This window comes from Actinomycetota bacterium (genome assembly GCA_041658625.1).
GTDB lineage: Bacteria > Actinomycetota > JAHEXW01 > JAHEXW01 > JAHEXW01 > JBAZZW01.
In genome coordinates this window covers 199,533-219,137 of the sequence record JBAZZW010000002.1, presented here as the reverse complement: position 1 = coordinate 219,137, position 19,605 = coordinate 199,533, and the positions used below count along the sequence as shown (strand labels likewise).

At 52.1% G+C, this 19,605-nt stretch carries 17 protein-coding genes; all 17 read right to left on the bottom strand.

The genetic code is table 11. The annotated features are described in order from the left end of the window. Positions 1-398: 398 nt before the first annotated feature. Positions 399-2,423, bottom strand: coding sequence for an HD domain-containing phosphohydrolase (locus tag WC891_06005; GenBank protein MFA5867494.1), 2,025 nt, complete (start codon positions 2,421-2,423; stop codon positions 399-401). A 35-nt stretch (positions 2,424-2,458) separates the two neighbouring features. Next, on the bottom strand, positions 2,459-3,022 hold the full coding sequence (locus tag WC891_06000; GenBank protein ID MFA5867493.1) for a HEAT repeat domain-containing protein: 564 nt from the start codon (positions 3,020-3,022) through the stop codon (positions 2,459-2,461). Positions 3,023-3,105: 83 nt separating this feature from the next. Next, a complete protein-coding gene (gene fabF, locus WC891_05995) occupies positions 3,106-5,445 on the bottom strand; it encodes a beta-ketoacyl-ACP synthase II (GenBank protein MFA5867492.1) in 2,340 nt (779 codons plus the stop codon). A 181-nt stretch (positions 5,446-5,626) separates the two neighbouring features. Next, positions 5,627-6,874: a glutamate-5-semialdehyde dehydrogenase gene (locus tag WC891_05990; protein ID MFA5867491.1), complete on the bottom strand. Its 1,248-nt coding sequence runs from the start codon at positions 6,872-6,874 to the stop codon at positions 5,627-5,629. A gap of 27 nt (positions 6,875-6,901) precedes the next feature. Beyond that, positions 6,902-7,990: a glutamate 5-kinase gene (proB, locus tag WC891_05985; protein MFA5867490.1), complete on the bottom strand. Its 1,089-nt coding sequence runs from the start codon at positions 7,988-7,990 to the stop codon at positions 6,902-6,904. Positions 7,991-8,060: 70 nt separating this feature from the next. Next, positions 8,061-9,071, bottom strand: coding sequence for a GTPase ObgE (obgE, locus tag WC891_05980; protein ID MFA5867489.1), 1,011 nt, complete (start codon positions 9,069-9,071; stop codon positions 8,061-8,063). Between the two features lie 17 nt (positions 9,072-9,088). Next, complete coding sequence (rpmA, locus tag WC891_05975) at positions 9,089-9,331, bottom strand: 50S ribosomal protein L27 (GenBank protein ID MFA5867488.1); 243 nt, start codon at positions 9,329-9,331, stop codon at positions 9,089-9,091. Next, entirely contained in the window at positions 9,321-9,650 is a 330-nt protein-coding gene (rplU, locus tag WC891_05970; GenBank protein MFA5867487.1) for a 50S ribosomal protein L21, read from the bottom strand. Before rplU ends, rpmA begins: the two co-directional genes overlap by 11 nt. An 89-nt stretch (positions 9,651-9,739) precedes the next feature. Next, entirely contained in the window at positions 9,740-10,762 is a 1,023-nt protein-coding gene (locus WC891_05965; GenBank protein ID MFA5867486.1) for an HD domain-containing phosphohydrolase, read from the bottom strand. A 7-nt stretch (positions 10,763-10,769) separates the two neighbouring features. Continuing rightward, on the bottom strand, positions 10,770-12,083 hold the full coding sequence (locus WC891_05960) for an Rne/Rng family ribonuclease (GenBank protein ID MFA5867485.1): 1,314 nt from the start codon (positions 12,081-12,083) through the stop codon (positions 10,770-10,772). Next, the gene (locus WC891_05955) at positions 12,074-12,409 is read right to left on the bottom strand and encodes a TIGR03936 family radical SAM-associated protein (protein ID MFA5867484.1); all 336 of its coding nucleotides are present in this window, start codon (positions 12,407-12,409) and stop codon (positions 12,074-12,076) included. The genes WC891_05960 and WC891_05955 overlap by 10 nt, the downstream gene beginning before the upstream one ends. Further along, positions 12,397-14,184 carry a TIGR03960 family B12-binding radical SAM protein gene (locus WC891_05950; protein MFA5867483.1) on the bottom strand — a complete coding sequence of 596 codons (1,788 nt, stop codon included), beginning with the start codon at positions 14,182-14,184 and terminating at the stop codon, positions 12,397-12,399. The genes WC891_05955 and WC891_05950 overlap by 13 nt, the downstream gene beginning before the upstream one ends. Continuing rightward, positions 14,174-15,112, bottom strand: coding sequence for a DUF697 domain-containing protein (locus WC891_05945; GenBank protein ID MFA5867482.1), 939 nt, complete (start codon positions 15,110-15,112; stop codon positions 14,174-14,176). The genes WC891_05950 and WC891_05945 overlap by 11 nt, the downstream gene beginning before the upstream one ends. 88 nt (positions 15,113-15,200) lie before the next feature. Further along, on the bottom strand, positions 15,201-16,331 hold the full coding sequence (rodA, locus tag WC891_05940; GenBank protein ID MFA5867481.1) for a rod shape-determining protein RodA: 1,131 nt from the start codon (positions 16,329-16,331) through the stop codon (positions 15,201-15,203). Then, a complete protein-coding gene (gene mrdA, locus WC891_05935; protein MFA5867480.1) occupies positions 16,332-18,248 on the bottom strand; it encodes a penicillin-binding protein 2 in 1,917 nt (638 codons plus the stop codon). After that, positions 18,248-18,760, bottom strand: a complete 513-nt coding sequence (mreD, locus tag WC891_05930) for a rod shape-determining protein MreD (GenBank protein MFA5867479.1) — start codon at positions 18,758-18,760, stop codon at positions 18,248-18,250. Before mreD ends, mrdA begins: the two co-directional genes overlap by 1 nt. 1 nt (position 18,761) lies before the next feature. Next, positions 18,762-19,586: a rod shape-determining protein MreC gene (gene mreC, locus WC891_05925; protein ID MFA5867478.1), complete on the bottom strand. Its 825-nt coding sequence runs from the start codon at positions 19,584-19,586 to the stop codon at positions 18,762-18,764. Between the last annotated feature and the right edge of the window lie 19 nt (positions 19,587-19,605).

The following is a 19,605-nucleotide window of genomic DNA, read 5'->3' as shown; positions in this document are numbered from 1 at the left end:
AAAGAGGATTAGAATCCGGCTGACCCTTCTTCTACGCTCAGGTTCAACAAAGAAAGCAATGAAAAGCAGAAAAGTCGGCATCGTGAAGCAAATACCTGCTTCATATGCCCAAGATCGAATCACCGCAGTAACTGCGTCTCCACTTGAATAGACATACGCATCCCCTATTAAAAGAAATGCAACAAAGATATTCAGAAGGGCAAATGAAAGACAGAGCCTGTTCCGCGGGCTTTTCCAGATAATAAACAATGATAATAGAACATGAAGACTGCCAGATAAGATTAGTGCAAAAAAATGACTATCAAAAGCCCCGTAAATCATTGCTCTTTCCCCAATCAGCCAATGCTAAACAGGGCATCATTCTAGCAGAAGTTAGGATATTTTAGAAAGGTTTTAGTCTATGCTGTTTTCAGGTGTCCGCGGCGGCGCGCGTTGTTCAAGGTGAGAACAGGTTTCGCGCCACGTTTTTGCGATCTAACTAGCACTGAAATAAATGCTCTAACGACTTGCGGGTCAAATTGCTGACAAGAATGGGCTTTTAGCTCGTCGATTGCTTCTATCGAAGTCATTGCCTTTCGATATGGCCGCTTTGTGATCATAGCATCATAAGCATCCGCTGCGGCAAGTATTCTCGCGGGAAGCGGGATATTTGACTCAGAAAGCCCATCCGGATATCCATCCCCATTTAAACGTTCATGATGGTGTCTAACCGCCGACAAGCCATCCTTTATCGATTCAACAGAGCTTAAGATTTTCTCACCCATTATTGTGTGGGATTGGACGTGAAGGAACTCTGACCTTGAAAGTTTAGACTTTTTATTTAAGACCTGCTCGCTGACTCCGATCTTACCGACGTCGTGAAGAAGTGATACTTCGTACAGTAGTTGACATTCCTTGTCCGACAAGCCCATCTCCACGGCGATTGACTTGGCATAATTCGCGACACGCTCAGAATGTCCTTTTGTATACTCGTCTTTCGCTTCCAGCGCAGCCACGAGTGACCTTACGGTGTTTAGATAACTTGCCTGCAAATCATCATATAGTTTCGAGTTCTCAATACTAAACGCAGCCTGGCTACATAAAGTCTCAAGCAATTCGGCATCGTTGTCTGTAAACACCGCGCCAGATTTTTTATCTCCAAGAAAAAGGATTGCCAATAGACCACTCTTGCCTTGTACGGGGCAAATCATGTTTAATCCGAGGCCTTCAAGTTCGCGACGAGATCCGCGATCAACCTTTCTTCTTAATATTTGTTCATCTTTGTCGTCAAACCAGACCGGCCTATTGTGATGTTCTATATGCTCCACAAGCCGTTCATGACGATCTAGAGCCATCGTAACTTGCAGCTCCGCCGGTATTCCTCGTGCTGCGACAATTAGGTACTTGTCGCTCTGCCGATCGTAGCTCATGATCCAAGCATTCTTGGGTTGTAAGGTGTCCGTAATCGCCTGTAAAAGATACGATGTGATCTCTATTGGATTTATCAATGTGCGGAATTTCTCGCTGGTTGTCTTGATTACTTTTTGGTATTCATAGTTCTTTCGGAAAAAGACCTTGTCAACAAACTTTTGAACATTTCGACGAGTTGGTTCAAAAGTTATCGCGATTATTAGGGCAACTATAATCACAGGGTAAGCTGACTTATACCCAGTCAATCCCTGCAAAAATGCTTGTGTAAAGAAAACGACGCCTATGTAGGCCGCGGCAACCATGCCAGTTAGAACTGTATATACAGCACTTTTCCTGATGATTACGTTCATGTCTAAGAAAGAAAACTTCATGATACTATATGCGATTAGGCAATTGGCCACAAAATTACCAATATGCCCAATCGGATACATTCTTACACCATACAGTGGTAGAAAATTAGTTAGCCCCAATCCAAAGCCAATGGCTGAGGCTAGAATCCCAAATTTAATCTGCGCCCGCCGATGTCCAAAACTAGTCTTAAGCCCCCTAAATAACTGTGCGGCTCCAATTGTAATGATTATTGGATAGAGGACATCATAAATCATTCCTGATATGCCTCTAATCGGGGAGTAGCCCCAATAAAGAAGCGTAAGATCTTTGTTGAATAGATGAGTTGGTACTGTCAATACTATGGAAACACTAGCAACATAGAAGAATCTGCAGAGCGTCCATAGGAGCTTGTTCTTGGTATCTGTCAAGATTAGAACGAAATGGAGATAGACGACGGGAATCATTACCATGCCAACGCTATAGAATTTATTCCACAATAACGCTGCTTGTTTATTGTCAGTATTTACGTAAACCATAAAGAAGCCAAAGCTCCAAATAGCCACGCAAAGACTAAATAGCGCAAATATCTGGTGCATTCTACTGTTTGGTTTTTTGCCTAGCACAAGTCCGCCAAGGAACAAATTGCCAAGGCTGGCCACTAAAGGAGGGATGGCGTATATCATGTAGTATTTATGCATAGGCTTTGTCGATTAGGGCGCTAGGCTGGTAGTTTTGCCAATGCCGATAAGGATCTTTGTCTCACATCGGCATTTGAGTCTTTTGCAGTTTTCTTCAGCGCCGACTCAGCCCGCTTGTTAGGAATTCTTTCCAAAGATTTTGCCGCAATCAACCTGACGCTCCATTCCTCATCTAACAATGCCTCTATCAGGTAATCAACAGACTCGGCGCTTCCGATACTACCTATCGCCTCTGTTGCGCTGTATCTAACTACTTTATCTTTGTCTTTTTGAAGGGCAGATAACGGTACAACCGCTTCGATGCTGCCAATTTTCCCTAATGCGTCGGCTGCATTCCCTCTAACCCATGGGTCAACGTCAACCAACCCTTTAATTAGTTCTTTGACAACAATAGCTGTGTTTTTCGGATTTGCCAGTATGTTTAATCCTTCAAGCTGTTCCATACTCTTCAGAGTATTGTGTGATAACGCCTTAGCCTCTAAAGCCATTTCGCCCAATAAGTACGCGCTATTCTCGCGGATAATAGAATCCGAATCGTGGAGTTGCTCAACCAGTCTGTTTAGAACCCTCATGCCGTCGTCCAATGAGATCAGCCCCCTCATCTCGTTTGTATTAGAGGTACTTAACCATTTCGGCAAATCTAACCTGATACTTTAGCTTTTCAACACTAATTTTCATCAATCTTGCCCAGCGCAAGGATAGTATTTTTACCGCCAAATCCAAAAGAATTGGATATCGCAAAGTCCACAACGTGGTCGCGTCCAATATTTGGAACATAGTCTAAGTCGCAGTCGGGATCAGGCTCTTCGTAGTTCATCGTAGGAGGCAAATAACTCTGACTAAGCGAAAGCGTTGTCCCTATTGCCTCCATGGCAGAAACCGCGCCAATGGCATGCCCTGTCATTGCCTTTGTGCCGCTAACAGGAATGTTTTTGGCATGGTCCCCAAATACTTTCTTGATAATCTTGGTTTCAATAACGTCATTCATCGGTGTTGAAGACCCGTGGGCGTTTATATAACAGATGTCATTAGGTCTTAGATTGGCGGCTCTTAGTGCAATTTCAACGGCGCGAGACGCTTCAGTTCCTTCCGGATCTGGTTGAACCATATGAAATGAATCACAGGTCATTCCATAGCTCATAAGTTCACCGTATATGTGCGCTCCGCGTCTTTGCGCATGCTCCATTTCTTCTAAGACGAGCATAGCAGCTCCCTCACCTACTACGATGCCATCACGGTGCAAGTCAAAAGGACGGCTCGCCTTTTCCGGCTCATCGTTGCGGGTTGAAACCAGTCTGATTGTCTCCAGAGAATTAAAGAACATAGGGCGTATGGGGGCCTCTGCGCCGCCAGCAATCATAATATCGGCATTGTTTATAACAATTTCGTCGTATGCGCTGGCGATTGCTGACGCTCCTGATGTGCATTCCCCTGCAATTGTTAAACTTGATCCTTTCGCTCCAATATTCAATGCAACTTGGCTGGAAGACGACCCTATAGAAAACGCAATTGCTAGAAATGGGCTTAGGGCGCCGCTCCCACGCTCAAGCAACACATCATACTGATCTTGCGCAAAACCTATACCACCAATATTGGTCCCCAACCTTACGCCCATTCGTGATGATTCACGATTCGTTATTCCTGCATCATCAACAGCCAAACGACTTGCCGCTACTGCAAATTGCGTAAACCTGTCCATCCGACGAGCGTCTCGCGCTGGAATGAAATCTGTTGGGTCAAAACCGCTTACTTCTGCCGCTACCTTACTCTTTACATTGGCGGGATCAAATAAGGTTATTGGCGCAGTTCCTCTATACCCATTCCTCAAGGATTTCCAAAAAGCTTCCTTGCCAATGCCAATTGGAGTGACCGGCCCGAGGCCGGTGATGACGACGCGGCGTTTTTTGGTCGCGTTGGGGACGTACACATAGGGGGTCTGTTTATCCCTTTGGATGACTCCCTGCATGGGACTAAGGCGAATCTTGTTTCCGCCGTCGCTTTTCGACTGCGCCAACATCTGTTCGGCTTTCTCGATCAACCTCTCGCTGGTCATGTCTTCATACATGGCGGTGATGCCGAAACTCGCCGTCAATTGAATATCCGCGTTGCCTGCCCGCCCAAACGACTTGATCGCGATGTTCTTTCGAATTCTTTCAGCTAACCGGAAAGCCTGTTCGTGGTCGCATTCCGGCATGATAATGGCGAACCGGTTATTGTCATATCGGGTCGCCACCTCGGCCTGCCTGGCGTTTCCGACAACCTCGTCCGCGGCTTCCTTTAAGACAAGATCCTTTACGGCTAACCCAAAGTCGTCGGTTTTAGAGTCAAAGCTGTCCAACTCTATCAGGACAAGTGTTAACGGGTGCCGGTAACGAACGGCTCTGGATACTTCGGACTCCAGACGAGAGTCGAAATACTTCCTATTGAAGAGTCCCGTTAGGATGTCGACACTTAAATGATTCTCGCTCTCCTTCGCCGTAACAATCAGCGCCTCGCTCTTTTCGAGGAGCGAGAAATATCGGAAGATGGTCGCGCCTAGAACGTCGATAAACGGTTTTAGGACTTTGGCGTATGCGGCCAGGTCGGACGCGCTCGCTGAACTCAGACTTCCGATTGCCATTTCAATGTCTCTTATATCAACGCCGAGTTCGCCGGCAAGACTCTGAAAGTCACGGTTATCGGGACGGGTTTCGGGATTAAGAACGCGCCCGCAGACCACGGCTCCGGCAACGCGATTTTCAACCGACAGGGGGAAGGCGATGTTGTCTAAGCCGGCGTGGCAGGTAAAAACATTGGTCTTTCTCTTCTCCGCGTTTGCCCTTAAGACGTTTTGCTCGTAACACTTACGGCATCGCGTCTCGCCGATCTTTGAGGATTGGATCAACCGACAGAATTCGGGCAGCGCTTCACGGCCGGAGATGACCTTGCCTTGCGAGTCGAGCAACTGGGCTTTTACCCCGCTCAACTGAGCAGCCAGGTCTTGGACTTTCTCCCAGCCCTCAAACATCCCTATTAGATCGTTAACGCTACTCGCACCCAGGGAGGTTTCCATCTATTCCTTTTCAGTAATTGTTATCAGTTAATAACTTTAAGTAACTCTAAGTAACATTAATTAACAACAGATAACAATTTTAACACTACTAGAATAAGTGTCAAGATGGGAGCAACTATGCGGAAAGCTTTATGCGCTATTCCCGAACCTGTCCGTCTCCATAAACTATATATTTCGTAGACGTCAGAGCTTCCAAGCCCATCGGGCCGCGCACATGCAGCTTCTGCGTTGAGATGCCGATCTCGGCGCCCAGACCGTATTGTCCGCCGTCGGTAAAGCGGGTTGACGCGTTGGCGTAGACCGCGGCCGCGTCGACCTCCGCGGTAAATCGTCTGGCTGCCTTATAGTCGCCGGTTATGATGGCCTCTGAGTGACCGCTGCCGTAAGTGTTGATATGGTCTATCGCTTCATCTAGCGTTCCAACCGTCTTTATTGCCAGCTTTAGTGCCAGGAATTCAGTGCCCCAATCGATGTCCATTGCTGGCGTTATCTTGTCAGAGAACGACCTTGCCAGGTCGTCGCCAACCATTACCACTCCGCGCTCGTGCAGAGCTTTAGCCGCTTTGGGCAAAAACTTCTTGGCCACGTCTTTATGGATAACCAGACTTTCGGCCGCGTTGCACACGCCAGGCCTTTGGCATTTAGCGTTGATAATTATATTCTCAGCCATATCAAGATCGGCCGCTTTGTCTACATAGACGTGACAGTTCCCAATCCCTGTCTCGATAACCGGAACCGTCGAATTCTGGACAACCGACTGGATAAGCGACGCGCCGCCGCGAGGAATCAATACATCGACATATCCGTTGAGCTGCATGAGTTCGGTCACGGCCGCCCTGTCCGTAGTCCTGACGGATTGAATCGAGTTTTCCGGTAAGCCGGCTTTGGTCGCCGCCGCTGCGACAATATCGCTTAAGGCCAGACATGAATTTACAGCCACCGAACCGCCGCGCAAGATAACCGCGTTGCCGGTCTTCACGCATAGAGCCGCCGCGTCAACGGTAACATTCGGCCGGGCTTCGTATATCATCCCGACAACTCCCAGCGGCACCCTGGTAAGATTGATTTCCAATCCGTTCGGCCTTTTCCAGCCCGAAATTATCTCACCGATGGGATCCCGCAACGCCGCGACCTCGCGAACCGCGTCGGCGATTTCCTCCAGACGCTCCTCGTTTAGCGTTAAGCGATCCAGCAGGGCTTCCGTCAAATCCTTGCGCTTGCCTGCCGCCATGTCTTTGTCGTTGGCCGCCAGAATGAATCCCATGTTCTTCGACAAAGCGTCGGCCATCGCGTACAGCGCCTCGTTCTTAGCGCCCTCAGAAAGCGTCGCGAGTTTTAGCGCCGCCGCTTTTGCGTTTTTACCAAGTTCTTTAACATCAGACATGGCTGTCTCCTTGTACTCTTCGTAATCCTATTTTAAGATTACCAAGCAGTCGCGATGGATTACTTCGCGTCCCGCCAATTCGGGTTTAATCTTGCGGATATCATCGCTTGACCGGCCCATTATCGTTACCAAATCACCTGAATTCAGATTCACCAAACCCTTAGCAACAACATTGCCTTCCCTGTCGACGACATCCACGGTATCGCCGTCCTCAAAATCCTCGCCGACTCCGATCACTCCGGCCGGCAGCAGACTTCTGCCCTTCCCGATTAACGCGTCTTTCGCTCCGTCGTCGATGGTAATCGTTCCTTTGGCAACGGTGCCGAAAGCGATCCATGCTTTGCGGCTGGCCATCTTCTTGCCCCGGGGTTTGAAAAACGTTCCTATGTTGTCGCCCCGCATGGCTTTCGTCAAAGCGTTTGCTTTCCGCCCGTCAATCAGAAGCATACCGGCGCCGGCTAGTGTAACGATTTTCGCCGCGTTGATTTTTGTAATCATGCCGCCTGAACCGAATACTGAACCCGCTCCGCCGGCAAGCTTTTCTATCTCCGGAGTAATGTCCTCAACCTCCGCTATAAGTTTAGCCTTACCGTCTTTGCGGGGGTCGGCGGTGTGTAAGCCCTCTATGTCGCTTATAATAACAAGCAGGTCAGCCTTAGTAAGATTGGTGACAAGCGCCGCCAACGTGTCGTTGTCCCCGAATTTGATTTCCTCGACAACTGTCGTATCGTTCTCGTTGACGATAGGCACGACGCCGAAATCCAATAGTTTTTCGAAGGTGTTGGTCGCGTTTAAATAATGTTCTCTGTGTGTAATATCGTATTGTGTGAGAAGGACTTGGCCGACGTGGATTCCTCTCTCCTCAAATAAGCCGGTATATTGTTGGAGTAGAAGACCTTGGCCGACCGACGCCGCCGCCTGTAACTCAGGAATAGACGAAGGACGCTCATCCGAACCCAACCGCTCCAATCCCGCGGCGATAGCGCCGGAAGTTACCAGCATTACCTGATTACCTTCCGCCTTTAAGTCGGCGATTTGCTCTGTGATGGCGGCCAGCCTTTTGTGATCGAGCCGTCCGGTTTCCTTCGTTACAACCGCCGATCCGACCTTGATCACTATTCGCCTGGCTTTAGAAATACAAGCCTTTCTCATGCTTCTCGACTCGCTCCGCTCGCTCGAAGAATAATTATTGTGTTTCTTCCTCTATGCTATCAATCTTGTCGGCAAGAGCAAACTTCAGCGCATCCACGCCTTCGCCCGTGGCAGCCGAGACTCCGAAAAACGCAAAGCCGCGTTGCTTAAAGACCTCGGCCAGTCGTTTCTCTCGTTTCCTGGCTTCCGGCAAATCTATCTTATTGCCGGCCACCATAACCGGCAGCTTGTTCAAGTCCTCTCTGTAAGAGCGCAGCTCGTTCTGAACCAAATCAAAATTCTTCAAAACCGTATCTTCGTCGCCGGCCGACAGGTCCAAAATATGCACCAGAAGCCTTGCCCGCTCGACATGCTTTAAGAAAGCGATACCCATGCCTTTACCGAGGTGCGCGTTTTCCACCAGCCCCGGAATGTCCGCGACCACGAAATCCCGGTCGTCCTCGATCCGTACCATTCCCAGGTTAGGCGCCTTTGTTGTAAACGGATAATCGCCCACCTTCGCCTTGGCCGTTGACATAACGTTGATCAGCGTCGACTTTCCCGCGTTCGGCAGCCCGATAATGGCCACGTCCGCCAGCAGCTTGAGCTCCAGGATTGCCGTAAACTCCTCGGTCGACTCGCCTGGCTGCGCGAACCTTGGCGTCCGGTTGGTCGAGGTCGCGAATCTGGCGTTTCCTCTGCCTCCGCGGCCGCCTTTGGCGACCACTGCTTGCTCGCTCGTTTTAGTCAGGTCGGCCAGGATGTCTCCATCCTCGTTTTTAATCAACGTGCCGGCCGGGACCTTGATGAACAGATCATCGCCGTTCTTCCCCGTCATGTTCTTAAATTGTCCGGCGCCGCCGTTTCCGGCAAAAAAACGACGCTGATGTCTAAAATCCATCAGCGTCTTTAATCCGGAATCGACTATGAATATTATGTTGCCGCCGCGACCGCCGTCGCCCCCGCTGGGGCCGCCTTTCGGCTCGCACTTCTCACGACGGAATGCTACCGCGCCGTTGCCGCCCTTGCCTGCCTTTAACAGGACCCGGGCTTCATCGACAAACATCGCCTAGTTCAGCGGCCTTAAAGTTTCTCTACGACGTCTACCTTGCCGCCGTTGAACCGGACGTAGCCGTCGGTCGTGGCAAACAACGTGTGGTCGTTGCCGATTCCGACGCCCTGCCCCGGTCGAATCTTAGTACCTCGCTGGCGAATGATTATCGTGCCGGCCTTAACCATCTGGCCGCCATAGGCTTTTACGCCCAACCTTTTTGAATTGCTGTCCCGCCCGTTCCGGGAGCTGCCCAAGCCTTTTTTATGAGCCAACGTCTTTTCCCTTCGAAATATCGTCTATCTTGATCTTCGTTAACCGCTGTCTGTGTCCCTGCGTCCTCTTGTAGCCCTTCTTGGCTTTGTACTTGAAGACCAGCACTTTGTCGTCTTTCATCTGCTCAAGAACGGTTGCCTTAACGGACGCCTTAGCCAGCGCTTTACCATCGGCTATGGTTTCTTTTTCGGTTCCAATCAGCAGAACGTCGTCAAAAGTAACCGTCTTGCCGGCTTCAGCGTCAAGCTTTTCAATGGTCAGCGTGTCGCCTTGTTCAACCCGGTATTGTTTGCCACCGGTTTTTATAACTGCGTACATTAATCCTCCCGTATTCGTGCGTAACTAAATAATAATAATGGATTTTCGGTGTTGTCGCAAGGTTTCGTGTGGTTTTAACAGGGTAAAACTTACCGCAGCTTGTAGTCCGACCAGAGGTTTTCGGTCCGGATTTCAGCTGGTTTCCGGTCGAGCATCGCGCGCTCGAAGCCAAGAAATGTCCTGACCAGATCCGGGTCCCACTGTTTGTTAGCTCCGTCTTCAAGCCTGTTCAAGGCCATCGGCATACTCATCTTGGCCCGGTAAGGTCGCTCGCTGGTCATGGCGTCGAAGGCGTCGGCGATTGAGAGGATCCTTGCGCCCAACGGGATATTTTGTCTGGCCAATCCATCCGGATAACCGTGTCCGTTCCACCATTCATGGTGATGCTTGATAATCTCCAGTAGCTCGTTAGGCAGGTGCAACGGTTCCAGAATCTTTACGGCGATGTCCGGATGCTGCTTGACTTGTTCGAATTCATCCGGCTGCAATTTCTCCGGCTTATGCAGAACGCTTTCCTCGATAGCGATTTGACCTATGTCGTGCAGCATCGCGGCGCGATAGATGATCTTTACGTCCGCTTCGGGTACGCTGACGGTCTTAGCCAGCTGCACGCTGTATTCGGCGACCCTGATAGAATGCCCTCGCGTGAAATGGTCTTTAGACTCGATAGCGATGCCCAGACTCTGGATTACGTTTTCTACGGAAATGAGCTGTTCGTGAAACGTCTGCAGCTTCATTGAGCGGTTAACGCTGACTAACAACTCGCGCTTGTCCACCGGTTTAACCAGAACCTCGTCGGCGCCGGCTTCGATGCACGTCAGTTTGTCCGCCAGGCCGGCAAACGACAACAGCATAACGACCGGTATGTTCATAAGAGACGCGTGGCCCTTAAGCCATTCGCACAGGTTGGACGGATCCGAACCCGGAATATGGTCGTCCAAGATGATAAGGTCGGGTCTATCCCCGTTAACCAGGTCTACGACATCTTGGCCGTTAAAAGCCGAAGCAATCCGGTACCCGTCTTCCTTTAAATAGCCTTTGATCATGTTAGTGTCGGAACCCCGTTCTCCGACGATGAGGATGAGTCTATCTTTGGGTCGCGTTAGTGTCATAGCCCTCCTAGCTGTTCTCGGCGTGGTCCGGGCAGGGTTCGTACTCCTTTGGAACGAAACCGCGTCCCTCGCAGGTCGGACACTTCTGTGTGAAAGCGTGCAAAAGACCTGGCGTGAAGCTCTTGCGGGTCATTTCAATTAGCCCTAAGCGAGAAATCTCGACCACCTCTGACTTGGCTCGGTCCTCTTCCAGAATCCCCTCAAACTCTTTTAGCACTTTGTCGCGGTCGCTCGCGCTGCCCATGTTGATAAAATCAACGACGATAAGCCCGCCGATATCTCGCAAACGCAGCTGGCGGCCGATTTCGCTGGCGGCCTCCAGGTTCGTCTTGATGATCGTTTTCTCCAGGCTCACCCGGCCGACATAACGCCCGGTGTTGACGTCAATCGAGGTTAGGGCCTCGGTATCTTCTATTATGAGATATCCGCCGCTCTTTAGCCAAATCTTTGTCTTAAGCGCGTTATTTATTTGGCTATCCACGCCGTACCTGGCGAACAGAGGATCGCGCTTCCGGTAATATCTGACGACCGACGACCGGCCGGGTTCAATGTCCCCGATATACGAAACTATTTCCTGATATTTTTCTTTGTCGTCAACTAGGATCCGCTTTACGTCCGGACCGAAAACGTCTCTGATAATCTTCATGGGCAAGTCCATTTCCCGGTAAACAAGCGTGCCGGGAGAAGCCTTGGTCGCGTCCTGCTGCACCTTTTCCCACAGATCTTTCAAATAGGTCAGGTCGCCAATAAGCGTCGGTTTGCTCTGGCCTTCGGCCTGCGTCCTGACGATAATCCCCATATTGTCGGGTTTTATCTCGGTCGCCAGCTTTTGCAGCCGCTCCCGTTCCTTGCCTTCTATCCGCCGGGATATGCCGACAAAATCCTTGTAAGGCGCCAGGACCATATAGCGGCTGGGCAAGGCGATCTGTGTCGTTAGGCGGGCTCCCTTGGAGCCGCGCGGCGCCCTAGTGACCTGAACAAGCGCGCTTTGCCCTTTGCGGACGCCGATTTCTTTGGGCTTCTTGCCGATATGCTCTCCGGCATCGCCATTTGGCTCTCTGTGGTGCTGGCCGACGTCACCCTCGGTCCCCTCGCCGATAATGTCGTCCGCCGACAAGAACGCGTTACGCGCCTCTCCGATATCGACAAACGCGGCCTCCATGCCTTGCAGAACGTTCTGGACGCGTCCGAGATAGATATTCCCGGTGATCGAACCGGTGTCGCGGCGCTCGACGTAGACTTCCTGCAGGAGCTTCCCGTCTAAAATAGCGAGTTGCGTCTCTTGCTCCTTTACCATAATTAGAATCTGTTTTACACCCATTGGGATTTTCCTCCTATTTTTACCTTCCTTATCTCGCGGGCGCCCGTCATCCGAACCTCCGGCGGAAGGTTTCTGCTCATTCTCTCAGCCAACTCCCTTAAAGGAATCATAACCTTAAGGGTTATGTCGGCAAACTGATTAGTCGAATCCTGGCCGACCGGTCTCGCCGGCGTAACGGAAATCTTCGGATGCGGATTGAACCCCTGAGTCAGCTCCAGCGGCAAATCGGCTCTTCGGCACGCCCGCTCGAACAAACGCATCGTATCCAGATGCGATATGTATTTTAGCAGCCCATTCTGGTCGAACGTCATCCTTATCCTGGGCATTTTACTCCGCAGCCTGCGCATCCGGCCAGACAATCGACAGTTGTCACGGCTGCCTTTGCCTTCTCGTATTCGCTGATCAAAAACTTCTTCGAAACGCCGTCGGCGACGCAATCCCACGGCAGCGTTTCGTCGGTGGCACGCTCCCGGTCGTTATAGTCCTCCATCGTCAAACCGGCCGACGCGAAAGCCGACCGCCAGCGCTCGAAGTCGAATTGCTCGTGCCAACTGTCAAACCTGGCGCCCGAGCGCCAGGCCGCTTCAATCGCCGCGCCGACGCGCCTGTCCCCTCGCGCTATCGCGCCTTCCAACAGAGCCATCGCCGGTTCGTTCCAGCGATATTTAAGATGACTTTTCCTCAGTTTGTCCCGTAGCAGCATGCTTTTCTCCGTTAACGAATCTAAGCTATCCTGAGCCGCCCATTGAAAAGGCGTGTGCGACTTCGGGACAAAGGAACTGATGTTGACGGTTATATTCACGCGGCCGTGTTCTTCGCGAGGCGTTTCGTCCATGGCCGCGGCGCGCACCTTATAAACCAGATCGGCTATGCCGGCCACGTCCTCCATAGTCTCTCCCGGCAGGCCGATCATAAAATAGAGTTTAAGCTTCCGCCATCCGTTGCGGAAGGCGATAGCTGTTGTCTTCAGCAAGTCTTCCTCGGTGACTCCCTTGTTAATCGCGTCACGCATTCTTTGCGTACCGGCCTCGGGAGCGAAAGTCAAAGAGGTTTTTTTGCCCGCCCCTATGATCTTGGCAAGCTCCAGCGAGAAAGCGTCGACGCGTTGCGACGGCAAAGATAAGGTAATCGCCTTGGCGGTTAACTCCGGCACCAGCTCCCGGCTGACCTCGAGGATATGCGAATAGTCGCTACTGCTTAGCGATACCAGTGAGGCTTCGTTATAGCCGGTATTGGCCAATCCTTCCCGCACCGCCTGCTTTACCGACTCGGCTTTTCTCTCCCTGACCGGCCGGTAGATCATGCCCGCCTGGCAAAAACGACAGGAGCGTCCGCAGCCGCGCATAACCTCGACCTGATAACGGTCGTGAACAACCTCAAGATACGGGACCGGCGGCCGGCAAGGGGGCGCGAATAATTCCAGATCTTTAACGACGCGGCTTCTCACAGGTCCGCTCGCGGGATCGTATAACGACGGCACGTACACCCCATCCAGCTTCGCTAGTTTTTCCAGCAAATCGTTCCTTCTTCCCTTCTTCCTTTCTTCCCCTATTCCCCTCTTATGCTCCCTTACCACTTCAACTATCTCCGTTACCGCATCTTCTCCGTCGCCGATTACAAAAGCGTCGATGAACGCACTCATCGGCTCGGGATTAAATGCGCAGGGGCCGCCGGCGATAACAACGGGGTCTCCCTCTCGGCGATCGACTGATTTAAGCGGGATGTTCCCTAAATCGAGAACAGTCAGGATATTGGTGAAGTTTAGTTCCGATTGCAGGGTGAAACCTACGATATCGAACTCGTTTAACGGCCGCTTGGTTTCCAGCGACCATAAAACACCGCCTGATTCGCGGATGGCCTCTTCCATGTCCAGCCAAGGCGCGAAAACGCGCTCGCACGCCGCTTTAGGGTCTTTGTTGATGATTTCGTAAAGGATGGCCAGCCCAAGGTTAGGCATGCCTATTTCGTAGGCGTCCGGGTATGTCAACGCAACGCTGACATCGACCGAAGCGGAGTCTTTCTCAACCGTGTTCCACTCCCGGCCGATATAGCGTCCCGGTCTGCGCACCGAGATCAAGAGCTCTTCATAATCAAACGTCAATAACGTCCTGCCCCGCTTTGAGCGCTTTCGCGCCGGGCAATCTCAATTCCGCGTCGTTCTCGAAATATTTAATGGCGGCCTTACCTAGGGCAACCGTGCCCGCGTAAGCGATACCGCCCTTAACAGCCCAACCTAGAATTGGAATGAAAGCCGCCAGATTGCGGGCCGCCGCGCGGAAGGCGACTGCGCTTCCGAAGACGACCAGTAATTCTTTCAGTCGTTCGATTCCGATATCCTGACCGTAAACTACGGCTATCTTAAGAATCATTTTTACCTGATTGGCGGTCATAACCGGCATGTCGGCGCCGGGTAGGAATATAAGCGCGCCTATGACCACATTCTCGGCCGCCGTCGCCGTGATAATCCGGTTGGCAACCGCTTTGCGGAAAACCGGGAAACGCCGGGCAAGCGGAATCTCTACGTCCTTGGCCTGGGCGACAATCCGCGGCATCAATTCGGCCAAAACATTGGTTCCCGCTGTCGCCGAAATGACCGCGATCTGATTCATGGGCGCCCCGAAAACGTCAGCCAGTCTGTGCTTGATGTCTTTAGCGTCCTCGCCTGCCAAATCCAGTTTATTCCCGACCAACAGATAAGGTTTTTTCATGTCCCTTACGGCTTGCCAGACGGCAAGGTCTTTTTTGTTATCGCGGACGGAAATATCAACGACGAACAGCACGATATCGGCTTGACTTGCCGTCGCCAGGGACGAGGCAACGCTCTCGGGCTTAGGTCCGAACTCACAGATGGAGATATCGGCTATCTGCCGCTCGGCCAGGCTGCCTCGGTCAAGCAAAAACCAGGCGCCGACTTCGGCTTTGCCGGTCTTGTTTCGCCCGAGGATGGCGATCGTAATGGTGCGATCAACCTCGCCCATGACCTCGTCGTAGATTTCTCTCAGTTTGTTAACGCTTACAGTACTCGCCAAAAACTCTCCCGGTAGTTAATTTTGAAGTGACGCCAGTGATTCTGGTGATTTTCTCACTTCCATCACTAACTTCACTTCCTTCACTTCACTAAAATGTCTGCGCCCTCTCGGCTACGCCCCCGTATTTTCTCATCGCTACGTTTAGAACCAATCCCAGGCTCATCATCGTCGCCAGAAAAGAGCTACCCCCATAGCTTATCAGAGGCAGCGGTATTCCCGTAACCGGCATGATGCCGATATTCATCCCGATATTTACAAAGGCTTGAAACAAGAATGACGAAAGGACGCCCACGCAAAGCAACGTACCAAACAAATCACGGCTGTCCCTGGCAATCTTAAGAATCCGCCATAGGAGCAGGCTAAACAAAACGATGAGCGCCAAACCGCCTAAGAAACCTAGCTGTTCGCTCAAAACCGCGAAAATAAAGTCGGCGTAACCGTGTGGGATAAAATTCAGCCGCGTTTGGCTGCCGAGGAACAAGCCTCGGCCGAAAAGCTGGCCTGAGCCGACCGCGATCTTGGACTGGGTTATGTTATAACCGGCTCCGGTGGGATCGGATTGCGGATTCAGAAAAACCAACAAACGGGTCACTTGATATTGATGAAGAATATTCAGTTTAACGGCCAGGATGGCGCCCAACACCCCCGCCGTGCCCAGCCCGGTCAAAGCCCAAAGATTGACGCCTGCGGCGAACATCATGCCGAACATAATGGCCGCGAAAACGAGCGCCGTTCCCAAATCCGGTTGGATGAACACCAGTATCAAGTAAAGGCCGGTGTAGCCGAGCGCGACAAAGAAGTCCTGCTTCTCCACCCCGGCGTCTTTCCTCTTGCTAAGCAGCGTCGCCAGCATAATGATCAGCGCAAGTTTTGCGAGTTCCGATGGCTGTAGCGTAAAGGGTCCCAAAGGAATCCAGCGCTGGGCGCCCAGCAGTACCTGGCCAATAATAAAAACAAGAATCAGCAATACGACCACGGCGCCGTAGATAACGCCGGAGTAAGTCCTTAACTTCAGATAATCGAAACTGGCCATGAAGGCCATCCCCAGCAGGCCGACGATAATCCAGCCGATCTGCAGGCGCAGAAAATGGTATCCGTCCGTCGCCGCCGTCGCGCTGTAGATGAAAAGGGCGCCGTAAGCCGCCAGGGCAATGATTAGGGCGACAAACGTCCAGTCTATATGCTTGATCGGGTGCGACGCAGACAGCTTTCTGGCCACTTAATCCACCGAGCTTTCGATTCTGATTTCGGAATCTGAGCTCAAGCCAAATAAGCTCTCCAGGATTTTTCTGGCCACGGGGGCGGCGGCCGACACGCCGTGCCCGCCTTCCTCGATCATCACGACCACGACATATTGGGGCTTATCGGCCGGCGCGTAGGCGACAAACCAGGCGCTGGCTTGCTTACCATACATCTCGGCGCTGCCGGTCTTGCCGGCTATTGGAATCGAGTCCAGCGGCCAACCGCCGAACGCGCTCTTGCCCGTTCCGTCCGTTACAACTTGAACCAAATCGTCACGGACTATTCCAAGAAGCGCCGGGTCAATGCCCACATTTCTGATTTTCGCTGATTTAACCTCGCTGACCGCGCCTTTATCGGGAGAGACCACCTTCTTGACGATGTGGGGCTTGAATAGCGTTCCGCCGTTGGCGATGGCCGCGTAAACATTGGCCATCTGGAGCGGCGTCGCCAGCACATCACCCTGTCCGATCGCCATATTGGTCGAGTCGCCGGGATACCATATCTGATACTCGGGGTCGTTCTTATTCCATTTTCTTTTCCAGTCCTTGGTCGGAACCCTTCCGCCGTCCTCGCCCGGCAAATCTACGCCGGTCGGTTTGCCCAGGCCGAATTTAGCCGCGTACTCCTGCATTTTTTCACCCTTGGAGGAAATCAGTTTGTAGAAAGCCAGGCCTATTTCGTAGAAGACCGTGTCGCATGATTGAATGATCCCTTCCTCTAGGGTAAGCCTGCCGTGGCCGGTTTTCAGCCAGCAGAATTGAGGCCACTGATCGCCCGCCCCGGTCCACTTGCCGGTACAATTGTATTCCGAAACCGCCGAGGCGACGCCTTCCTGCAAAGCGGCCGACCCTGTAATACCCTTGATAGTCGAGCCAGGCGGGAAACTGTTGGCCATGGCCCTGTTGTTGAGAGGATAGTGGTTGGCCGGATCGTTCAACGCCTTCCAGTCGGTGTCGGATATGCCGTGTGAAAACAATCTGGGATCGTACGACGGCTGGCTGGCCATCGCCAGAATCTCGCCATTGTTCGGGTCCATGACCACTACCGCCCCGGCCGGAGCGTTATAGTATTTCTGCGTGTCTTTGTCATAAGCTTGCCGCGCCTGTATCAGCGCCTCGGCCAGGAGGTTCTCCGATAAGGCCTGAAGATTTTTATCGATGGTCATGGTGATATCTTGACCTGGTTTTGGCTTGCGGATTACTACCGAGGATACGGGATAACCGGCCGCGTTTACTTCGATCCTCTCCAAGCCGCTCTTGCCCGCCAGCTCCTTCTCGTAAGAAAGCTCGACGCCTTCCCGACCGATCACGTCGCCCATATGATAGTCCTTGAACTTGTTTTCTTTAAGCTCCTTGTCTGTTACCTCGCCCAGATAACCCAGGATATGGGCGCCGGTATTGCCGTTGGGATATTCCCGCACTGGCTTGCCCTCGATCAAGATATGCGGAAACTCCAGCTGGTGCTCCTTAAGGTAGACTGCCACCTGCTCGTTAACGTCTTCTTTGATAGGGGCGGGTTTGTATGGATCGATGCGACGGTTGTTGAGCCGCTCCTCGATCGCTTTCGGGGAAACTCCTAACACACCGGCCAACCGTTTGATGACGTCTTTCTCTTCCTTGACGTCATCCTCTCCCTTTGATGCTTGTACGTCCGTCATGGAAACGACATAGCTGGGACGGTTGCCGACCATTAGAACGCCGTTGCGGTCGTAGACGTCGCCGCGGACGGCGTCCAGAGCGACCTCTCTGATTTTGTTCTCCGTCGCGATGGCGACGAATTCACGCCCCTGAATAACCTGTAGAAACAACAACCTTACCAGGATAATCACGGCTGCGGCCAGAATCAGGAAGGCCAAAACGGCGACGCGCCGTTCCACCAATTCGTTTTCGTACATTATTTCGCCCCCTGATACCAGGCGACTCGTTCCTGCCATTTGAGGAACCAGATATAAGCCGGATAGATGAATGGGGTGAATAAAGAGTTGTAGATTGCCGTGGGAATCATGGACCAGTTAAGAATCGACCGGACGACGACCGTTTCCCCAAAAAGGAACGCCAGCAGAGCCGTCATAACCTGGCTAACCAAACTAGCCGAAAATACCGCCACCAGAGGCCACAGAATCCCCTCTCGCGGGCCCAAGTCCTTAAACAGCGATGCGGCCGCCCCGATAATCGTCTTGGTCACCATGTTGAATCCCATATAGTTGGCCATCACCAGGTCCTCCAGAAGTCCCCCGGCAAAGCCCGATGTGGCCCCTTTCATCATACCTTCCGTTAGCGCGAAACATACGATCACCACGAGCATTAGGTCCGGTTGGATACCAGCTACCGTCAGGTGGGGAACGATGACCGTTTGCGCCAGAAAGGTTCCGATGAGTATGAGTGAGGATAAGAGAAGATGTTGCACGTTACCTCGTTCCGGTGATGATGAAGACCTCTTCAATCGTCCAGAAATCGACCGCCGGGCTGACCGAGACGTCCTGGAACAGCCCGTCCGTCCGCTGGCCGACCTTGGATACCGTACCGACGACAAGTCCCGCCGGATAGAGCCCGCCGAGTCCGGAGCTGATGACGATCTCGTTATTGGCTGTCTTAACGTCCTTGGCAAGATAATTCAGTCTTAGAGCGTTCTCACCTTCGCCTTCGACGATGCCGGTCGCTCGGCTATTCTGCAGTCTTACGCCGACGGCGCTTTTTTGGTCCATGATCAACTGGACCAAGCATGAGTTGGCCGTCGTCGACATGACCTGGCCGACCAACCCGTCGGAGGTCGCTACGGCCATTTTGGTGTGAATTCCGCTTTTGCTGCCTTTGTCTAATATAACGGTCGCCTGCCAGGTATTGACCGATTTGCCGATAACCGTAGCGAACGTGGTGACGAACTGTTCGCGCACCGGCGCGCCGACTTCCTTACGAAGCCTGGCGTTCTCCAATTGAAGCTCTTTTAAGTCGATCGTGTCTTTCCGCAGCCCCGCCACTTCTTTCTTAAGCGCTCTGTTCTCTTCCTGAAGGCGGCCGAAGTTCGTTACCGACTGCCAGGTATCGGAAAAGCCTCGGGCGACGCTGAACGAGCCGGCCTGAAGAGGCGACAGAAGGTTAACGGAAAACCGCTGAAGGTTGTGCAGAAAACCGTTGTCGGATTCGCGGAAATGGATTACTAACACGGAAACGCTGATGAGGATGAGTAGCGCCAGAGCTATTCGGTTGCCCCAATTGACTTTGCGTTCGAGCATGATGTTGGTTTAAGGCGGG

Bases quoted from the DNA above. Each gene is read 5' to 3' on its own strand.
- WC891_06005 (MFA5867494.1), bottom strand. From the start codon at position 2,423: ATGATATACGCCATCCCTCCTTTAGTGGCCAGCCTTGGCAATTTGTTC.
- fabF (MFA5867492.1), bottom strand. From the start codon at position 5,445: ATGTTTGAGGGCTGGGAGAAAGTCCAAGACCTGGCTGCTCAGTTGAGC.
- WC891_05990 (MFA5867491.1), bottom strand. From the start codon at position 6,874: ATGTCTGATGTTAAAGAACTTGGTAAAAACGCAAAAGCGGCGGCGCTA.
- obgE (MFA5867489.1), bottom strand. From the start codon at position 9,071: ATGTTTGTCGATGAAGCCCGGGTCCTGTTAAAGGCAGGCAAGGGCGGC.
- rplU (MFA5867487.1), bottom strand. From the start codon at position 9,650: ATGTACGCAGTTATAAAAACCGGTGGCAAACAATACCGGGTTGAACAA.
- WC891_05965 (MFA5867486.1), bottom strand. From the start codon at position 10,762: ATGACACTAACGCGACCCAAAGATAGACTCATCCTCATCGTCGGAGAA.
- WC891_05960 (MFA5867485.1), bottom strand. From the start codon at position 12,083: ATGGGTGTAAAACAGATTCTAATTATGGTAAAGGAGCAAGAGACGCAA.
- WC891_05955 (MFA5867484.1), bottom strand. From the start codon at position 12,409: ATGCCCAGGATAAGGATGACGTTCGACCAGAATGGGCTGCTAAAATAC.
- mrdA (MFA5867480.1), bottom strand. From the start codon at position 18,248: ATGTACGAAAACGAATTGGTGGAACGGCGCGTCGCCGTTTTGGCCTTC.
- mreC (MFA5867478.1), bottom strand. From the start codon at position 19,586: ATGCTCGAACGCAAAGTCAATTGGGGCAACCGAATAGCTCTGGCGCTA.